We start from the raw sequence: 17,719 nt of genomic DNA, 5'->3' as shown, positions 1-17,719 counted from the left end.
AATAAGTAAAAATGAAGAAGTACGCACTATTATTGGGAGCGAGTTATTTAGGAAGCGGGATTGCTGCCGAACCTGTAACAGCGGATAAAGCCGACGTCAACGCCAGCCAGAACAAAGAACAGACTACAAGCGCGGACGACGCCATGGTTCTGGATACGATGATCATCAAAGGCCAGGCATCGAATATCGATGCACCTTTCGGCTCTTATCTCGACCATTCCAAGATAGCGCTATCCAGGACGGCTATCAGCGATACGGCCAAAATGTTCAGCGACGTGCCCGGCATGAGCCTTTCCGGCGGCGGCGGCATTTCAAGCCGGCCCATTCTGCATGGCATGGCGGACGACCGGTTACGGGTGCAAGTAGACGGCATGAATTTGATTTCGGCCTGCGCCAATCATATGAATCCGGCGCTTTCTTATGTAGCGCCGTCCAGCGTCCTCAGCGCCCAGATACTGGCCGGCATCACACCGGTGAGCCTCGGCGGCGACAGCATCGGCGGGACCATTCGCGTCAATTCGGCCGACCCCGAATTTGCCGAGGCCGGCGAGGCGCCTTTGGTCAGAGGTCAGATGTCGGGCTTCTACCGCAGCAACGGCGACGCCTACGGCGGCAATATTTCCGCTTCGATAGCCAACGAGAACGCGTCGCTGACTTACACGGGGTCTTCGGTGCAGTCGCGCAATTACAAAGCCGGCGGCGATTTCACCGGCGTCAATAGAATCAACGGCAAGAACGTCGTCGGCTCTTCGGCCTATCGCTCCGAAAACCAGTCTCTGTCATTGGCCTTACGCAACGACAAGCACCTCGCCGTCATCAAGGTAGGCCAGCAAAACATTCCTTACCAGGGCTTCCCCAATGTGCGCATGGATATGACCGGCGATGACAGCTGGTTCGCCAATATCTCCACCAAGAGCCAGTTCGACTGGGGTAATCTGGAAACGCGCGCCTATCATGAAGACGCCCGGCACAAGATGAATTTCCTGAAGGACAAAGGCGGCGAATCAGGCCGGACCATGCCCATGGATACGCACGGCATCAACCAAGGCCTGATGGTCAAAGCCAACATCGATGTGACCGACAAGCATCTGCTGACCGTCGGCAGCGAATATCAGCGCTATCGCCTGAACGACTGGTGGGATCCGATCGGCACCGATTCGATGAAAATGATGCAGGGCCCCGGCCCCTTCTGGAACATCTTCGAAGGCAAGCGCGACCGGCTGGATGTGTTTACCGAATGGGAAGCCCGCTGGAACGCTCAATGGCTGACCCAGATCGGCATCCGTGTCGGCGGCGTGGAAATGGATACCGGCGATGTCATGGACTACGGCAAGCTGACGCCTGACGCCGCCGCCTTCAACAATACCAAGCACAAGCGCACCGACGTCAATATCGACTGGACGGCTCTGGCGCGCTATACCTTCAATGACATGCAGGCCTACGAGTTCGGCGTCGCCAGGAAAACGCGCTCGCCGAGCCTGTATGAGCGCTATGCCTGGTCGCGCGGCACCCGCATGGGCGCGATGGTCATGCCGATGAATATGTTCATGAACAACTGGGTCGGCGATGGCAACGGCTATGTGGGCAATATCAACCTGCAGCCTGAAGTTGCTCATACCATCAGCGCGACCGCCGACTGGCATGACGTGAATCAGGAAGACTGGCAGGTCAAGGTCACGCCTTTTTACACCAACGTCGACAATTATATCGACGCCGAATTGTGTCAGCCGGCCAACGGCCTGACCTGTACCAGCCCGTCGCACGGCGGCTTTAATCTGCTGCAGCTGGATAACTTTGAAGCCCATCTGTTCGGCGTCGATGTATCAGGCAGTAAACTGTTGCTGGAAACCAGCAACTACGGCAGCCTGACCGGCAGGACGATCATGAGTTATGTCAGGGGACAGAACAACGATACAGGCGGCAACCTGTACCAACAGATGCCGTTCAATGCGCTGGTCGCACTGGACCACCGACTGGGCGGCTGGACCAATACGGTCGAAACCCAGCTTGTCGATGCCAAAGACGATATACAGGATGTGCGCCTGGAGCCGAAAACTGCGGGCTTTGTGCTGCTGAATCTGCGCAGCAGTTACAACTGGAAACACATGCGCGTCGATGCCGGCATAGACAATTTGCTGGATAAGAACTATGCGCTACCGTTGGGCGGCACTTACATAGGCGAAAGACATCCTGTTACAGGACAGTATATAGCCGGAACTGCCGTGCCCGGCATGGGCCGCTCGTTCAACGTCGGGCTGACGCTGACCTACTAAAGCCTTTCTCCGGCTGTCTGACAAGAAGCCAGACAACCGGAAACACCCTGCCATCAACCACGAAGGTCACGAAGAAAATCAAACGGAACTTCGTGTTCTTCGTGGTTTATCCGGATTGTTATTTCAGAGCCGGCGTCACATGCGGCTCGATCGCCTGATACATGATTTGATGCATTTTAGGATTGCCGGCAATCACGTTGCCCGACTCCATGTATTTATCATTGAAGGAAAAATCGGTGACGACGCCGCCGGCTTCCTTGATCAGCAGGATGCCTGCCGCCATATCCCATTCGTGCAAACCGATTTCCCAAAAGCCATCGAGACGCCCGGCGGCCACGTAAGCCAGATCCAGTGCGGCAGCGCCGGCGCGGCGGATACCGGCCGAATCCGACATGGCACGGAACATGCCCAGATAAGCATCAAGATACTGCAGATTTTTAAAAGGAAAGCCTGTGCCGATCAGTGCGCCCGCCAGGCCGGCCTGGGCTGTTACCCTGATGCGTCGGTTGTTCAGCATTGCGCCACTGCCGCGTTTGGCAGTGAATAATTCATCGCGCAGCGGATCGTAGACGACACCGACTTCGATTTTGCCTTTATGCACCAAGGCAATGGAAACGGCGTATTGGGGAAAACCGTGCAGAAAATTCGTCGTGCCGTCCAGCGGGTCGATCACCCAGACAAAATCATTGCCTTTGTGCGCGCCGCTTTCTTCAGCCAGGATAGCATGATCGGGATAAGCAGTTCTGATGATATTGATGATTTCCCGTTCGGCCAATTGGTCGACCTCACTGGCAAAGTCATTCCTGCTTTTTTGGTTGATGCGCAAACGCCCGACATTGTCGGATGAGCGTACGATAAGGTCGCCGGCGCTTCTTGCAGCGCGGACGGCAATATTAAGCATTGGTTGCATAGGCTGAATTTATAATGAGCAAGTAGAAAACCTCCATAGCATACCAAATCTTTTGCTAAAATTGGCTCTTTTTTCCACGAAGAGACAACACGTTGCTGTCTAATATCAAAATCGTTCTGGTCGAAACTTCGCACCCAGGCAATATAGGCGCCGTTGCCCGGGCCATGAAGAATATGAAGATGACTAATCTGTCGCTGGTTGCGCCCAAGTTTTTTCCGAGCGCCGACGCAACCTCGCGGGCATCCGGCGCCGATGACATACTTGCGCGGGCAACGGTCTGCCAAAGCCTGGAGGAAGCCATTGCCGATTGCCAACTGGTCATCGGCGCCAGCGCCCGCTGCCGGACCATCAGCTGGCCGGAATTGACGCCCCGGCAATGCGCCGAAAAGCTCGCTGCCGAGGCGCAGGCGGCTAAAGCGGCCATTATCTTTGGCCGTGAAAACTCCGGCCTGAAAAACCATGAACTGGACCTGTGCCGCTACCTGCTGCGCATCCCCTGCAATAACGAATACAGCTCACTGAATCTTGCCGCGGCCGTGCAGGTGATCTGCTATGAATTATTCGTCGCCTCAGGCCAATCGCACGAGATCATGATCGGCGACAAGGGCGAGGATCCTCTGGCCACGACGGCGCAGATGGAGATGTTCTATGACCATCTCTACGAGGCTTTGACCGATATCGGCTTTATGCATCCTGACAAATCAAAGTCGATCATGCGGCGCCTGCGCAGGCTTTTTAATCGTGCACAGCTCGATACTAAAGAGGTGGACATCCTTAGAGGTATCTTGAGAATGTCTCAGGGCCATAAAAGGAATCAGTAATATGTTCAGCAGATTGAAAGAAGACATCCTGTGCGTTTTCGAACGGGATCCGGCGGCGCAATCCGTCTTTGAGGTTATTACGGCTTATCCCGGCATACACGCCATCTTGATCCACCGCCTCAGCCATTATTGCTGGAACGCCGGCTTCAAATGGCTGGCGCGCTTTATTTCCCATATCAGCCGCTGGCTGACAGGCATCGAAATCCATCCCGGCGCCAGAATAGGCCGGCGCTTCTTTATCGATCACGGCATGGGCGTCGTGATCGGCGAGACCGCCGTGATCGGGGATGACTGCACGCTGTATCACGGCGTCACGCTGGGCGGCACGACCTGGCAGAAAGGCAAGCGCCATCCGACGCTGCACAACGGCGTGGTCATAGGCGCCGGCGCAAAGGTTTTAGGACCTATCGAAATAGGGCAAGGCGCCCGCATCGGCTCGAATTCGGTCGTACTGAAATCCGTACCGTCCGGCGTAACAATAGTCGGCATTCCTGGCCATATCGTCGATTCAAAGGCCAAAAAATCAACACCAGGGCGCGATGCAATCGCCAGCAAGATGGGCTTCGATGCCTATGGCGCGACGGCAGACATGCCGGACCCTATCGCTAACGCGATCAACCGCATGCTCGATCATATTCATGTGCTGGATGAGCAGATAGAAACCATGAAAAAAGCGCTGAATGATGCCGGCATCGCCTACTCGCAACCCCCGGTGCCCGATCTGGAAGGCTGCGAAATCGAAGACAGCTACGTGAAAGACAAGAAAGAAGAAATTTAATAAATGATTTATGCCTCCGGATTGACGATATATCCGAAGGCATAAATGTACTTATCCTGTCATCAATTCGTACGAACCGCCATTCTTTTCATGGCTGGGTGATTCTTTCTTAAGAAAAAATTAAGTATATGATTATAATAGCTTAATACTTCAATAGCGGTCCCGATTTGACCACAAAAATATTAACCTTTTAAAAGTTGACTATTTTGCTGGGTTAAGTATAGTTATAGCAATGAGAACTTATTGTATTTATAAAGGATGGTCTTATGCGCTTAACCACTAAAGGTCGCTATGCCGTGACCGCTATGCTGGATTTGGCTTTTCACAGCCAAAAAAAGCCGGTTACCCTAACTGAAATTGCTACTCGCCAAACTATTTCCCTGTCTTATCTGGAACAATTATTCGCGCGTCTGCGCCGTGCCGGCATGGTAAAAGGCGTGCGCGGGCCGGGCGGCGGCTATAAACTCAGCCGCAAAGCCAGCGAGATTAATATTGCCGATATTATTGCCGCTGTGGACGAACCGCTCGATTCAACCAAATGCGGCGGTGAAGGCAACTGCCAGAATAACCAGGCCTGTTTAACCCATGACCTATGGATGGGTCTGAGCGAGCAGATTCGCCATTATCTGACAGACATCAGCCTGGGCGTGCTTCTGGAAAGACATCAGATTCAAGAAGTTGCCAGAAGGCAGGAACAGGAGGCTCAGCACGTCATTGTCGTTCATCGTCAAAATGGAGTCAGCGCTTAAATTAAATGATCTACCTTGATCATAACGCGACAACACCGATAGATGAACGGGTGTTGGACGCCATGCTGCCTTTCCTGACTACCTTCTACGGCAATCCTTCCAGCCTGTATCGTCAAGGCCGGGTTGCCCGAAGCGCCATAGAGACGGCCCGCGAGCAGGTTGCTTCACTGGTTGGCGCACAGCCTGCGCAAGTCATTTTTACCAGCGGCGGCACCGAAGCCAACAATCTGGCCCTGGCGGCAGGCGGATCCGATGCCGGACTTGCCATTTCAGCCATCGAGCACCCATCCATTGCTGAACCAGCCCAGCGCTTGAAAAAACAGGGACGAGAACTTGCCATTATTGGCGTCGATAGCGACGGGCTGATTACGCAAGAAGCCATGGATCATGCTATCAGGCGCAAGCCCGGCCTGGCCTCTTTCATGCTGGCAAACAATGAAACCGGCGTTATCCAGGATATTGCCAAATACGCGCGGCAATTAAGGGAGCATCGGGTCCTCGTTCACACGGATGCAGTGCAAGCGCTGGGAAAAATACCGGTAGACTTCAATGAGCTTGGCGTGCACTTGATGTCTCTGTCCAGCCATAAAATTTACGGACCGAAAGGCTGCGGCGCCCTGGTGTTCGAAAAAGACGTCCCCATCAATCCGCTATTGCTGGGCGGCGGCCAGGAGCAGGACCTGAGAGCCGGAACCGAAAATGTCGCAGCTATCATCGGCTTTGGCAAGGCAGCGGAACTGGCGAGAGTGGAACTTGCCGAACGCAGCCTAAATCTGCTGGCTTTAAGGGACCAACTCGAAGACGGCTTAATGGCTATCCCCGGCTTAACGATTTTTGCCCGTCAGGCTCAGCGATTGCCCAATACCGTCCAGTTCGGCATCGATGGGCTCGACGGCGAATTGCTGCTCATGAAGCTGGACCAGAAAAATGTCGCCGTCTCCAGCGGCTCGGCCTGCGCCAGCGGCGCAAGAGAGCCCAGCGCCGTGCTGACGGCCATGGGCGTTGAGCCCGAACTGGCCAAAAGCGCCATCCGCGTCAGCCTGGGACAAGCCAATACGGCTGATGACGTGAGCAAATTCATTGAATTATTGAAATCCTTGATATAAAGGATAAAGTACCAAGAGGTCATTATGTCTGTTTCATTAACAGAAAACGCAGCGAATCAAATCAAAAAACAACTTGAAAAGCGCGGCAAAGGCATCGGCTTAAAGCTCGGCGTCAAAAAATCGGGCTGCTCCGGTTACGCTTATGCGTTGGATTATGCCGACGCTCTGGCTGAAAATGACGTCGTCTTTGAAAACTTCGGCGTTAAAATCATCGTTCAGCAAGCCGACCTGCCTGTGATTGACGGCATCGAGGTCGATTATCGCCGTGAAGGCATCAATGCAGCGTTTCAGTTCAACAATCCCAATGTCAAAGCTACCTGCGGCTGCGGCGAAAGTTTTTCCGTTTAATATCGCTGTCGTAGGGCACGCATTGCGTACCTTTCTGGAGTCGCAATAAGCCAGCGAGTTTGGCAAAGGTGTGCGGTGCATACCCTACAGAAATACACTAATCCTTAAATTTCCCGAACCTGAGCAATACCCCAGGCAACAGCAGCAAATTCAACAGCGTGGAAGACGCCAGTCCGCCGATAATAATCGCCGCCATCGGCCCCATGATCTCGCGCCCCGGATTGTCGCTGTTGAAGGCAATCGGGAACATGGCCAAGCCGGTCACTAGCGCCGTCATCAGAATGGACGGCAAGCGCTCCTGGGCGCCCTGCATGACCGTCTCCAGATTCCAGTTTTTCCCTTCGACTTCGACCAGATAGCGGTAGTGCGACAGCAGCATGATGCTGTTGCGCGCGGTGATGCCAAACAGGGTGATGAAACCGACAACCGAGCCGACCGACAGCGTCGCGCCGGTCAATACAACCGCAGCAACGCCGCCGATCAGGGCAAACGGCAGGTTGGCCAACGTCAGCAGGACGTGGCGGACGCTGCCTATGGCGATATAAATAAAGATCAGCACGCCGGCACCGGCCAGCAACGCATGCAGAATCAATTCGTTACGGGCCTGGGCCTGCTCGGTTGCCGCGCCTGTGAATTCGGGGTAAACATCGGCCGAAAATGGAATCTCTTTCAGTACGCGCGCTTTAAGCTCCCGCATGAAATCATTCAGGTCCCGGTCAATGATATTGCAGGTAACAGTCTGCCGGCGCTGCGCGCCCTGATGCAGGATGTTATAGCGGCTGGCCGCGTGCCTGATCTCTGCGACCTGCGACAACATGATCAGGCTGCCGTCCTGAGTCCTGATCGGCAATTGGGCAATCGATTCGGGCTGCTTTCTTAACTCCGGCGCCAGGGCCACGGCGATATTGAAGATTTTATTGCCCTGGGCGAGCTTGCCGACGACATGCGTTTCATAGGCGGCCTGCAGGGTATTGATGACCTGCGACGGCAATATGCCCCAGAAACCCAACTGGTCCAGATCCAGGTCGATTTGCACTAGCGGCGTGCCGGGCGGCGAGCGCAACTGCACGTCGGCGGCGCCAGGGATACTGCGCATGATCTCGGCCAGCGCCTGAGCCTTGTCATCAAGAACCGTCAGGTCATTGCCGTAAATATTGACGACGACCGGCGAGGTATAACCGGAGATGGTTTCGTCCACCCGTTCCGTCAAAAAGGTGTTAGCTTCGAACAAAATGCCGGGAAAATCACTCAGAATGGCTCTGAGCCTGTCCAATATCCGCTGCTGCTCCGAGCCCGACATGGGCTTGAGGCGAACCTCGTACTCGCTGTAATGGCTGCCGTATGTGTCGGCGCCGCGCTCGGCCCGGCCGGCCCATTGCGATACCGACTCAACGCCTTCAATCTTCATAAATTGCTCGGTCAGCTTGCTGCCGATTCTCAGTGACTCCTGCAAGGACGTGCCGGGTATGCTGGTTGTATGGACAATATAATGCCCCTCGCGCAATTCGGGCAGGAACTTGCTGTCGAGGGCGAAAAACGCCAGCAGGCCAACGATGCACACAGTCATGCTGACGGCCATGACTGTCTTGAAATGCCCGATCACAAAATTCAACGCGGCGCCATAGCGCGGCTTGATGCGTCTGATCAGCGGCGGCTCATTATCGCCGGCATGGCGGCCAAGCAGCACGTAGCACAAGGCCGGCGTCAAGGTCAGCGCCACCAGCAGCGACATCAGAATAGCCAGAATGTAGGAATAACCCAGCGGCGCAAACAAGCGCCCTGCCACGCCGTTCAAGGTCAGCAACGGCACAAACACCAGTGCCACTATAAAGCTCGCATAAACGACCGAACTGCGCACTTCCAGCGAGGCCCGGTAAACGACATCGGCCACAGGCAGAGGCCGGTCCGACAAACGGTTCTCGCGCAAGCGCCGGAAAATATTCTCGGTATCGATGATGGCGTCATCAACGACCTCGCCCAAGGCAATCGCCAGACCGCCGAGCACCATGATATTGAGATTGACCCCGGCTTCCAGCAGGACGATGACGGCGCTGACCAGCGACAACGGAATGGCCAGCGCCGAAATAAACGCCGTGCGGAAATTGAACAGGAACAGGTACAGAATAATAAACACGAACAAGCCGCCGATCAGCAAATGCCCCGACAAGTTGGACAGCGACGTTTCGATATAATCGGCAGGCCGGAACAGGTGAGAATGGAACGTAATGTCCTGTTTGCTGAAAATAGGCTCGAACTCTTTCAGCGCCTGCTCCACCTGCCTGGACACGGACAATGTGTTGGCGCCGTATTGGCCGATCACCATCATGACAATGCCGGGCTTGCCCATGATCTGTGCTGCGCCGATGGGCGGTTCCGGCGCATAGGCGATCCTGGCCACTTCGTCCAACGTAATATTGCGTCCCTGATCGCGTTTGACGAGGATTTTGGCGAACTGTTCAGGCGTGACGGGCTGCCCGGTCACCTGTAATGTAAAACGCTGGCTGTCATTTTCGACGAAGCCGCCGCCCTGAATGTTGCCCGCTTGTGACGCGGCCTGAATGATGTCGTCGAGCGCCAGGTTAAAGCGGTGCAGTTGCACGGGATCGACCTGAATCTGCAATTGCGCGACCTCGCCGCCGAACACATTGACATCGGCAACCCCGGGCACAGACAGGAGACGAGGCACAAGCGTCCAGTCGACCAAGCTGCGCAAGGTCATCAGATCCTTGCTATCGGAGCTTAAGCCGATCGTCAGCACTGTAGCTGACGACGAAGACAGCGGAATCGCCACGGGCGTGCCTATGCCCTGCGGCAGCCGTCCCGACAAGCTGGCCAGCCTCTCGCCAACCAATTGCCGGTTGCGGTAAATATCGCTGTCTTCGTTGAAGATCGCCGTCACGATCGACAGCCCTTGAATCGATTCGGAGCGCACCGATTCCATGCCGATCAGGCCGCTGATCGCCATTTCAATCTGCTGCGTCACCAGCACTTCAACCTGCTCGGAAGACAGCCCCGGCGATTCGGTTTGAATGATGACCTGTTTGGGCGAAAAGGCCGGAAAAATATCGAGCCCCGCCGTGGAAAAACGGTAGCCGCCATACAGCAGGATCAAGACGGCAAGGGCGATGACGATGCCGTAGAAGCGGATGGAAAAACGGACGAGAGCGGCCAGCATGATTTTTTTAATATTCCCGATTACACGATTTTCAGTCGGATGGAATGCTTCAGCCCACATGCGGCTGGATGCACAGCATAATTATGACCGACTAATCATCATCCTCATCGGGAATCTGCCCGCGCATTTCTTCCGACAACAGCATTTGCGCGCCCGTAGTCACCAGTTCCTCGCCGGGGCCGATGCCGCCGCCGATGAAATAACCGTCGGCTGTGGCCGAGAAATGTGTGACAGGACGGCGGCTGAATCGATCCTTGTCGGTCTTGATATAAACAAACGCCTGATCCAGATGCCAGATCAATGCCGATTTGGGAATCATCACGCCGGCCCGGTCCTCATCCTGCTGCGTAATCCAGGCCGCGACACGCATGCCGGGCCTGATGCGGCCGCTATCGGCCTGAAAGAAGTAGCTTTCGCCCTGAACCGCACCGTCGATTTGCGGCGCGGCCGATATGAGCGTGGCTTTAACGGCTTTGCTGCGAATGCCTGACGGTTCAATGTAAATTTCCTTAACGCCATCGGTCAAATGGCTGCTGGCCGGCAGCGTGATTAAAAGCAGGCTTTGCCGGCCCGATAAAAAAGGCGCCAGCTTGCCCGCATCGGGCGACAGCACCCAATCGGTCAATGCCTTTCCCCAGTTGATCAGGGCTTCATCGTAAATCGCCTTGATGCGGAACTGCGAGGCATCCAACAAGGCCTTGTCGGTTTGCCATTGCGATTGCTGATTTTGCAGGCTGCGTTTTGAGGCGATGTCATTATTGTATAAGTCCTGCTGACGCTTGATGCTCTGCTCGGCCAGCTTGAATTTTGCCGCCGCGCTTTTCTGTTCGGCTAACGCGACCAGATACTGGCTGCGCAACGCCAGCAACGGCTGGATGGCGACAGCCTTCCCGTATGCGGCGAATTCAGGCCGGTAATTCGAAGCGGCCAGCGTTACGGACTCCAGGCCGGACAATTTCTGCACTTCATCGCTGAGAAGCACGGCCGACTGCCCTGCTGTAGCCTGTGCGGGCTGAATCCGGTTATCGTCATCGTCGGCAAAGACGGGAAAAACACCGATAGCAAAAAAAACGGCTATTAAATGTGCGTTGAATCTGGCAGGGAAAAGCATGGAATTGATGGGTCTTGTAGAGATTTTCCGAATTATAAGGCCAGCGTATCGGATAAATGAATTTTTTTGTTGTTTTTAAAAAATAGCGCGTTATCCTTGAAATCAACAATACAAGCTACGTAAACACTACTTTGAGAGATGAACATGAGTGATTTGCCGGAAAACCTGAAATATGCCAAAACCCATGAATGGGCGCTGCTGGAAAACGACAATGTAGTGCGTGTCGGCATAACGGATTTTGCCCAGGGAGAATTGGGCGATCTGGTTTATATCGAGTTGCCTGAATTGGGGCGCAAAGTAGCCGCCCAGGAGCAGTGTGCAGTCGTGGAGTCGGTCAAAACCGCATCGGATATATTCAGTCCGGTTGCCGGCGAAATTGTCGCCGTCAATGCCGCCCTGACTGATGAACCTGAACAGGTTAATGACGATGCTTATCAGGCCTGGCTTTTTTGCGTTAAAGCGGATGATCCGTCCGATCTGGATCGATTAATGGATGCCGAGGCTTATCGTCAGTCGATTGAAGAGTAAGCCAGCCCGCCAGTTATGCACAAAATCTGTGGATAAGTTTGCGAATAACGCGTTTATATGAACTGCAAGCTTTTGACTTTCCGTGGGTTTTCTTAAATCGTACAGAGTTTGAGCGGTTTATTACGCTGTTTGTAACCAAACTCCCCCACAGATTGTGTATCATTGGCGGTTTTTGATCACTTAACGAAACATAATGGCGAATCAAAATGCAAAAGGCCTTCAACGGCTGATAAACGCATGCTTCTTTTCTGCTGCCGGCTTTAAAGCGACCTGGATACATGAAGAAGCCTTCAGACAGGAAGTGATCCTGTTTGTCATCACTACACCGATGGCGGTCTGGCTGGGAGAAACCACTGTCGAAAAACTGCTGCTGATCGGCAGTATCGTGCTGGTCATGCTGGTTGAACTGTTGAATTCAGCGGTAGAGGCCGTCGTCGACCGGGTCGGGCTCGAACATCACGAATTATCCGGCAGAGCCAAGGATATTGGCTCTGCAGCGGTTATGCTGTCGCTGGTTTGGGCAGCAGTCACCTGGACTTTAATTTTAATATAAGAGGAACACAATGAGCGCACTGATATGCGGATCAATGGCTTACGATACCATCATGGTTTTTCATGATAAGTTTAAAAACCATATTCTGCCGGAAAAAGTCCATATTCTTAACGTATCGTTTCTGGTTCCTGTGATGCGTCGTGAATTCGGCGGTTGCGCCGGCAACATTGCCTATAATCTGAAACTGCTGGGCGAAGAGCCTTTGGCGATGGCGACGGTCGGCCATGATTTCGAACCGTATGCGCAATGGATGTGCCAGAACGGCCTGTCCAGCGAATTCATCCAGATCCTGGATGGCCATTATACCGGCCAAGCCTATATCACGACCGACGAAGACGACAATCAGATCACGGCCTTCCATCCGGGCGCAATGAACTTCTCGCATCTGAACTCCGTGCCTGTGGACCGCGACATCTGCATCGGCATCGTGGCGCCGGACGGCAAAGAAGGCATGCAGTTGCACGCCGCGCAGTTCGCCGAACTGGACATCCCGTTTATCTTCGATCCGGGCCAAGGCATGCCGATGTTTAACGGCGAGGAATTGACCAGATTTCTGGATCTGGCCACCTGGGTCACACTGAACGATTATGAATCCGAATTGATGCAGCAGCGTACCGGCCTGTCGCTGGAGCAAATTGCTGAACGTGTCGAAGCGCTGATTGTCACCTTGGGCGCCAATGGCTCCAAGATTTATACCGGCGGCGAATGCATTAACATTCCTGCCGCAAAACCCAAAGCCGTGCTTGACCCTACCGGCTGCGGCGATGCCTATCGCGCAGGACTTCTATACGGCTTGATGAACGAGATGGACTGGGAAATGACCGGACGCATCGCCTCGTTAATGGGCGCGATCAAAATCGAACATCACGGCACCCAGAATCATGCCTTTGACATGGATGCGTTCAGGGAAAAATATCGCGAGAATTTCGGTTCCTCACTTTAATTACGCCTCATGCTGAAAAATACGCAAAACCTGTTGGACATCATGTCCCGCCTGCGCCACCCGGAACACGGCTGCGAGTGGGACGTCAAACAGGATTTTTACAGTCTGATCCCTTATACGATCGAAGAAGCCTACGAAGTCGCCGATGCGATAGAGCGCAATGATCTGGATGATCTGCGCTCGGAACTGGGCGACCTGCTGCTGCAGGTGGTTTTCCATTCCCGCATCGCCGAGGAGCGCGGCCTGTTCGATTTCGAGCAGGTCGCGGCGGCGATCTGCGAGAAACTGGTGCGCCGGCATCCCCATGTTTTTTCGGATGCGGTGTTTACCAGCGATGAGGAACGCAAACAGGCCTGGGAGCAGGCGAAAGCTCTGGAACGACAGCAGAAAAACAAGGCCGCGGAGCAGGACAGCGTTTTATCGGGCGTGGCCATTAATCTGCCGGCTCTGGTGCAGTGCGAGAAAATCCAGAACCGCGCCGCCAGCCACGGCTTTGACTGGCCCGAGGTGCTGCCGGTTTTCGATAAAGTCATGGAAGAGCTGAACGAAGTCAAGGAAGCCTGGCATTCCGGCGATCAGGCGCATATCCAGGAGGAAGTCGGCGACTTGCTGCTGGTAGCCGTGAATCTGGCGCGGCATTTAAAGGTCAATCCCGAAATCGCGCTCAAGGAGAGCACGAAAAAATTCTCCAGGCGCTTTCAATATATAGAGCAACAGGTCCAGGCATCGGGCCGCGATCTGCGGGACTGCGAGCTGGCCGAGCTGGACGCTTTCTGGAATGAGGCGAAAGCGGCCTTGAAAAATAACGGCCGATAAAGCTATTCCCGCACCGGCCGCTTCTCCAGTTTCCTTTGCAATGTGCGCCGGTGCATGTGCAGGGCTCTGGCCGCGGCCGATATATTGCCGTCATGCTGCATCAGGACTTTCTGCAGGTGTTCCCACTCCAGGCGCTTTACCGACAAAGGCGTTTCGCTGATCGATACCGACGAATCGCCTTCGTTTTTATGCAAGGCGCTCACGATTTCATCGGCATTGGCCGGCTTAGTCAAATAATGGACAGCGCCGAGCTTGATGGCCTCAACGGCCGTAGCAATACTGGCAAAACCGGTCAGCATCACGATCTGCGTATTGTCGTCCAAAGAAATCAGTTTCTTGACCAACTCCAGGCCGGACTCATGACCGATGCGCAAATCGATCACGGCATATTCCGGCAGATTTTGTTCGGCCAGCATGATGCCGCTTTTTACATCATTGGCCACCAGCACTTCATAATTTCTTTTTTGCAAAGCGCTCTTGAGGACATTGCAAAAAGTCTCGTCATCATCAACGAGTAGCAGGCGCGGTTTATCAATATCCTGGGTTGGCATCGTTATCCTCTCTATTCAAAAGGGGCAGTGTGATTTCTACGCAGGCACCGCCTGATTCGACATTATAAAAATTAATTTTACCGCCTAAGCGATTGATCGTGGAATAAGTCAAAAATAATCCGACCCCCAGGCCGCGCGTCTTGCTGATGACGGGCTGCTTGCCTGCCAGTTCTATCAGTTCCGGCGGCAGGCCGGGGCCATAATCGCGAATCCTGATATGGGCATGATTCCTGTCCCATGACGCATGAAATTCGATACCCGGTTCAGCCCTTGAAGCCTCGGCCGCATTGTTGAGGATGTTGATGATCGAGTGCGTCAGCGTGCGCTCGGCAATGATTTCAGCGTCCACGGCAACATGGGGATCAATGAAAAAATTCAATTTCACGCCGGGCTTATGCGTGCGCCATTGGTTGAGCACATTATCGATATAGTCGGTCAGCAGCATGACTCTACCCGATTCGGCGCGCATTTCACCGGCCGAAGCCGACATAACCGACAGCGCCTCTTTGCAACGCTCAATCTGCTGCTTCATGATCAGCACTTTCTCGTGCAAATCAGGAAAACGATGGATCGGATATTCCTGCTCCAGTTCGTGAGCGACGATGGCAATCGTACCCAATGGCGTGCCCATGTCGTGGGCCGCGCTGGCTGCCAGCGTGCCCAAGGAGACGACGCGCTCGTCCCTTAATGCATTTTCGCGCGCTTCAGCCAGATACCGTTCCTGATTTCTCATTGTTTTAGCCAGCTCGACGACAAAGAATGCGACCAGGCCGGCACTGAATACGAAACCGAACCACATCCCGAACATATGCAGATTGAAGTAATGCTTGTCGCTCATGGCGTGCATTTTCTGCAACGTATCGTAATGCGCCATCTCCGGAGGCATCAGGTCCGGATTGGGCATGTGCGGTTCTATCGAAGGCAAGGGAATATTGTAGCCAATCAATATCGTGTACATGGAAGTGGTTAAAATCACCATATACCAGGCATAGGACTGCGGCAGCATGATCGCGGTAATAATCAGCGGCAGCAGGAACATCCAGATGATCGGGTTCGATGCGCCGCCGGTCAGGTACAGCAAGGATGCGATCCCGAAGACATCGATGGCCAGCTGCGAAAAAATTTCCAGTTCGGTAACCGGATCTTCCGTTTTCAAGCGCATCCAGGTATAGAGATTGACGGCCGCGATCGAGAGTATGACCAGCCATAGCTGCTCCTGCGGCAGGCGGATATTAAGTCCGTAGATGGATAGAAAAACAAGCCCTGCCTCACTGACGATCATCAGATTTCTGAGGATGAAGATCCACTTCAGGTTTTGTCGGGCCGAAATTTCCGATTTGGGCGAAACGTGCGAGAGCATTGACATTAAAAATGTGCGCTAGGTAATTATATTTTGGTTAGTAAATTTACCGGTCTTACGTCTTAAAATCCACCTCTAATTCTACTGCGACAATATGTCACATTTTTATTTGCCATATCCGCTGCTATTATTAACCTAACTTTTAAGGCTCTATCGGAGCCTGATAGCTGAAAGTTGCGTTATATCTTCCTAATGTATTTTTTCTGAGGCGGTTTTTTTAACCGCCTTTTTTTTGCCTGCCGAAAACTCGCTTGTTTGAAGACTGACCTTCTTTAATTAAAGTTTCCTCAATAAAGTTGCCGGGAACTTGCCTTTTAATAGCGTTTTAATAGCGCGATGGATGCGGTGGGACATAAACCGTATCCTATGCGCTGCTATTTGGCGCTGAAATGCCATGTCTCAGGGGTAAAAATTCTGAGTTTGACCTGACATAAAGTTCCGCATCATCAGGCAAACACTATGAGATAGCCGGCAGTTTCATGACATTCAAAACGTAAGAGCATTTCAGTCCAGAAAATATACAGTTAATTGATTTTTTGATCACCATTTTATGGTTATTAAAGGACTGAACATGGTAATACATGAAAATATTGTAAGTGTTAGTTAGACCAGTTCTGCTTTAGCTGATCACAATTACTTTTCACATTAATGTGCACTCATACTTATAGGAGATCAAAGATGAAACACTTATTTTTTAAAAGTAAGATGAAATGTATGGATCTCGTGCCCAAGCTAATAAAAAAAGGGCTGGTTGGCTATCTGGCTGCGCTTGGGCTGCTCGTCCTGAGCCATGAGTCTCAAGCCGATGTGAAAGTCCTCCATACATATGGTATTTCTCTGGGACAGGAAGTTGATAACTTGATTCCGGTCAGCGCTTCCAAGCTACTTCCACTCCTGCCAGCCGGATACGAAATCGTTCCTGCCTCGAGCTTCGGGATCGGTAGAGAAGATCAAGGAATCGTGGTAATCGTCAATTTTCGCGGTTTAGATCCGACAGTAGATACCAGGAAACCCAGCAAAAATAATCGGGTGGCAATTGATGTAACCATATTGGTGAAAGAACCTTCCGTAGCAGTAGATGCTGGAGTCAATATCCCCGGAGCCTTCCATTTCTATACGCTCGCCATGTACTCGGATGATGCTCCGTATGCGGGGAGCTTGCTGGAGGCCGACATGCCCATTAAATTCAATAAAAAAATCAGCTATCAGCGAGAGATGAACGACTTAACCGGCGAGGGGCAGCTGATCGTGAACGTTCCCCTGAAGGACTCGCCTTTCAAGTCTATCACCTCCAGCTTGGGTTATGCTCCAGTAGACGGTGCGCTCAATGCAATCTTCTGGCATGACGGCAAAAGAGGCAAAGCGGCGCTTCACTTCCATGTCCCGGCATTTCATCAAGGCGACGCCATCGCCCAATTCTTTATGCAGCCTAGCAGCATGTGGGAATCCCTGTTCAACGTCAACAGTGGCGGCCTTGAACTATGCGACCCCGATCCAGAGACTGGCTATAGTTGCGTGATTGTACCCTCATTAAACTTTCGGTTCGATGAAGGTGATATAGGGCGGCTCCTATTGATTGAATGATTGTAGGGCGCCTTATAAAAAATGGAGTGATAGCGTGTATAGATGCTGTAAGACACGAACCGCATATATGGACTCCTCCGTTTTGCAAGCTTTTTCTCTTCGATCGCAACGAT

General features: G+C 53.1%; 16 protein-coding genes. 11 read left to right on the top strand and 5 right to left on the bottom strand.

Annotated features, from left to right (window positions below):
* Positions 1-11 precede the first annotated feature (11 nt).
* Positions 12-2,273, top strand: a complete 2,262-nt coding sequence (locus IT781_RS17875) for a TonB-dependent siderophore receptor (RefSeq protein WP_194971536.1) — start codon at positions 12-14, stop codon at positions 2,271-2,273.
* Positions 2,274-2,391: 118 nt separating this feature from the next.
* Here the strand turns inward: IT781_RS17875 and IT781_RS17870 are convergent, their stop codons facing one another.
* Positions 2,392-3,183, bottom strand: coding sequence for an inositol monophosphatase family protein (locus IT781_RS17870; protein WP_194971535.1), 792 nt, complete (start codon positions 3,181-3,183; stop codon positions 2,392-2,394).
* Between the two features lie 92 nt (positions 3,184-3,275).
* On the opposite strand from IT781_RS17870, the gene IT781_RS17865 reads away from it, so the two are divergent.
* The 5 genes from IT781_RS17865 (at position 3,276) to IT781_RS17845 (ending at position 6,985) form a co-directional block, all read left to right on the top strand.
* Positions 3,276-4,004: an RNA methyltransferase gene (locus IT781_RS17865; protein WP_194971534.1), complete on the top strand. Its 729-nt coding sequence runs from the start codon at positions 3,276-3,278 to the stop codon at positions 4,002-4,004.
* Between the two features lies 1 nt (position 4,005).
* On the top strand, positions 4,006-4,782 hold the full coding sequence (gene cysE, locus IT781_RS17860; protein ID WP_194971533.1) for a serine O-acetyltransferase: 777 nt from the start codon (positions 4,006-4,008) through the stop codon (positions 4,780-4,782).
* A gap of 266 nt (positions 4,783-5,048) precedes the next feature.
* Complete coding sequence (locus IT781_RS17855; RefSeq protein ID WP_194971532.1) at positions 5,049-5,531, top strand: Rrf2 family transcriptional regulator; 483 nt, start codon at positions 5,049-5,051, stop codon at positions 5,529-5,531.
* A gap of 5 nt (positions 5,532-5,536) precedes the next feature.
* Positions 5,537-6,637 carry a cysteine desulfurase family protein gene (locus IT781_RS17850; RefSeq protein ID WP_194971531.1) on the top strand — a complete coding sequence of 367 codons (1,101 nt, stop codon included), beginning with the start codon at positions 5,537-5,539 and terminating at the stop codon, positions 6,635-6,637.
* Positions 6,638-6,661: 24 nt separating this feature from the next.
* Positions 6,662-6,985: an iron-sulfur cluster assembly accessory protein gene (locus IT781_RS17845; RefSeq protein ID WP_194971530.1), complete on the top strand. Its 324-nt coding sequence runs from the start codon at positions 6,662-6,664 to the stop codon at positions 6,983-6,985.
* Positions 6,986-7,082: 97 nt separating this feature from the next.
* Here the strand turns inward: IT781_RS17845 and IT781_RS17840 are convergent, their stop codons facing one another.
* Together IT781_RS17840 and IT781_RS17835 are read right to left on the bottom strand one after the other, a co-directional pair.
* Entirely contained in the window at positions 7,083-10,160 is a 3,078-nt protein-coding gene (locus IT781_RS17840) for an efflux RND transporter permease subunit (RefSeq protein ID WP_194971548.1), read from the bottom strand.
* 91 nt (positions 10,161-10,251) lie between these two features.
* Positions 10,252-11,271, bottom strand: coding sequence for a hypothetical protein (locus IT781_RS17835; RefSeq protein ID WP_228779256.1), 1,020 nt, complete (start codon positions 11,269-11,271; stop codon positions 10,252-10,254).
* A gap of 144 nt (positions 11,272-11,415) precedes the next feature.
* On the opposite strand from IT781_RS17835, the gene gcvH reads away from it, so the two are divergent.
* The 4 genes from gcvH (at position 11,416) to mazG (ending at position 14,111) form a co-directional block, all read left to right on the top strand.
* Positions 11,416-11,799 carry a glycine cleavage system protein GcvH gene (gene gcvH, locus IT781_RS17830; RefSeq protein WP_194971529.1) on the top strand — a complete coding sequence of 128 codons (384 nt, stop codon included), beginning with the start codon at positions 11,416-11,418 and terminating at the stop codon, positions 11,797-11,799.
* A 193-nt stretch (positions 11,800-11,992) separates the two neighbouring features.
* Positions 11,993-12,352, top strand: a complete 360-nt coding sequence (locus IT781_RS17825; RefSeq protein ID WP_194971528.1) for a diacylglycerol kinase — start codon at positions 11,993-11,995, stop codon at positions 12,350-12,352.
* A gap of 10 nt (positions 12,353-12,362) precedes the next feature.
* Positions 12,363-13,295, top strand: a complete 933-nt coding sequence (locus IT781_RS17820; protein ID WP_194971527.1) for a carbohydrate kinase family protein — start codon at positions 12,363-12,365, stop codon at positions 13,293-13,295.
* A gap of 9 nt (positions 13,296-13,304) precedes the next feature.
* Complete coding sequence (gene mazG / locus IT781_RS17815; RefSeq protein ID WP_194971526.1) at positions 13,305-14,111, top strand: nucleoside triphosphate pyrophosphohydrolase; 807 nt, start codon at positions 13,305-13,307, stop codon at positions 14,109-14,111.
* A 2-nt stretch (positions 14,112-14,113) separates the two neighbouring features.
* Here the strand turns inward: mazG and IT781_RS17810 are convergent, their stop codons facing one another.
* The gene (locus IT781_RS17810; protein ID WP_194971525.1) at positions 14,114-14,662 is read right to left on the bottom strand and encodes a response regulator transcription factor; all 549 of its coding nucleotides are present in this window, start codon (positions 14,660-14,662) and stop codon (positions 14,114-14,116) included.
* Positions 14,643-16,022 carry an ATP-binding protein gene (locus IT781_RS17805; RefSeq protein ID WP_194971546.1) on the bottom strand — a complete coding sequence of 460 codons (1,380 nt, stop codon included), beginning with the start codon at positions 16,020-16,022 and terminating at the stop codon, positions 14,643-14,645. Before IT781_RS17805 ends, IT781_RS17810 begins: the two co-directional genes overlap by 20 nt.
* Before the next feature lie 678 nt (positions 16,023-16,700).
* On the opposite strand from IT781_RS17805, the gene IT781_RS17800 reads away from it, so the two are divergent.
* Positions 16,701-17,606: a hypothetical protein gene (locus IT781_RS17800; protein WP_194971524.1), complete on the top strand. Its 906-nt coding sequence runs from the start codon at positions 16,701-16,703 to the stop codon at positions 17,604-17,606.
* The last annotated feature ends 113 nt before the right edge of the window (positions 17,607-17,719 follow it).

It is taken from the genome of Methylobacter sp. BlB1 (genome assembly GCF_015476545.1).
Lineage (GTDB): Bacteria > Pseudomonadota > Gammaproteobacteria > Methylococcales > Methylomonadaceae > Methylobacter.
The sequence above is the reverse complement of the archived record's forward strand: the minus strand, read 5'-3'. Positions and strand labels throughout refer to the sequence as shown.